Genomic DNA, 1721 nt, shown 5'->3' on the forward strand with positions numbered 1-1721 from the left:
GAGAATCCCGTTCCATACATGAACCAGAAGGGAGTAGTGGAAAGAGATTTTACCAGGAAAGAAGCATACTACGTATTCCAGTCGTACTGGACAGAAGGACTGATGGCACACATCTACGGGCACAGCTGGCCGGTACGCTGGGGCGATAAGGGACATAAGCGGATGGTAAAAGTGTATTCCAATGCCGATGAGGCAGAGCTTTTCGTGAACGGAAAAAGCCAGGGCGTTAAAAAACGGAATAGCCAAGACTTTCCAGCTTCTGGTTTACGCTGGATGGTGAACTACCAAGAAGGGAACAACGAGATCAGGGTTGTGGCCAAAAGAGGAAAACAGACCGTAACCGATGAGATAAGACAAGAGTACCAGACCGCCAAATGGGGCAAGCCCGCAAAGCTGACCTTGACAAAGCTACAAGAGGCCGATGGGAAGATCACGATAGAGGCAAAACTGCTGGATACCAATGGTGTCTTATGTTTGGATGCGAAAGAATACGTTTATTTCGGGCTGACCGGAGACGGGAAACTGATCGATGATCAGGGAACCTCCTCAGGCTCACGCAAAGTACAGCTGTACAACGGAAGAGCAGTAATCAGTTTATATACAAACAAGGGGAAAAGCATTGCCTCTGTAAAGTCAGATAGTATCCCGACCCAGTTCTTAAACTTGTAAAAAATGAAGAGATTCTTAAGTATTATCGGAGTGTTGTTTTTTGTGGGATGTTCGCCCAAACTGGACAAGAAAACCAATATAGCACAGCAGGCAGAAGAAGTTCTGAAACAACAGACCCTGGCCGAGGCAGACTGGGCCATGCAACAGCAACCGGTCACCGTCACCGCAGAAACATCAACAAGAAGTGCGGGCGGGAAGCATGATTTCTTTTCGGAGGGAGACTACTGGTGGCCGGATCCAAAAGACGCCAGTGCGCCCTATATCCAGAAAGACGGGCTGACCAATCCGGACAACTTTGTTGCACACCGGCTGGCGATGATCCGTCTGAACAGGATCGTGGGTGCTCTGGCATCAGCATATAAGATCACGGGAGAGGAAAAGTATGTAAAGCAGGCAGTTCTTCATCTGAAAGCCTGGTTTGTAAACGCCAGCACCAAGATGAACCCAGACCTGGAATACGCACAGGCCATTACCGGAAGGTTCAAAGGCAGGGGTATCGGTATCATCGATACCATCCATCTGCTGGATGTTGCACAGGGAGCTTTGGTGATGTCAGATAAAATCAGTCCTGCCGATCTGAAAGCCATCAAGAGCTGGTTCTCCAGCTATACCAAATGGCTGATGACCAGCAAGAACGGTATCGAGGAGATGAACGCAAAGAACAATCACGGAACCTGTTTTACTTTACAGATAGCCGGTTTTGCAAAGCTTACGGGCAATGGGGAACTGCTTAAGTTTGCCTCAGACCGTTACAAAACTGTTCTACTACCCAGCCAGATGGCAACAGACGGAAGCTTCCCCCTAGAGATGGCCCGTACCAAACCTTACGGTTATTCTATTTTTAACCTGGATGCGATGACTGTGCTCTGCCAGATACTTTCAACACCAGAAGACAAGCTCTTTACTTACACCACAGCTGATGGAAAATCGATCAAAAAAGGAATCGAGTTTTTGTACCCTTTTATCGCAGATAAAAGCAGATGGACCTTGAGACCCGATGTGATGTACTGGAAAGAGTGGCCAGTGGCACAGCCGTTCCTGATCTTCGGGGC

General features: G+C 48.3%; 2 protein-coding genes. Both read left to right on the forward strand.

Annotated features, from left to right (window positions below; translation table 11 throughout):
• On the forward strand, positions 1-669 hold a 669-nt coding region (locus tag B176_RS18790), incomplete at its 5' end, for a DUF4982 domain-containing protein (RefSeq protein ID WP_040539720.1).
• Positions 670-672: 3 nt separating this feature from the next.
• On the forward strand, positions 673-1721 hold a 1049-nt coding region (locus B176_RS0101370; protein WP_017256975.1), incomplete at its 3' end, for an alginate lyase family protein.

The organism is Pedobacter arcticus A12 (assembly GCF_000302595.1).
GTDB lineage: Bacteria > Bacteroidota > Bacteroidia > Sphingobacteriales > Sphingobacteriaceae > Pseudopedobacter > Pseudopedobacter arcticus.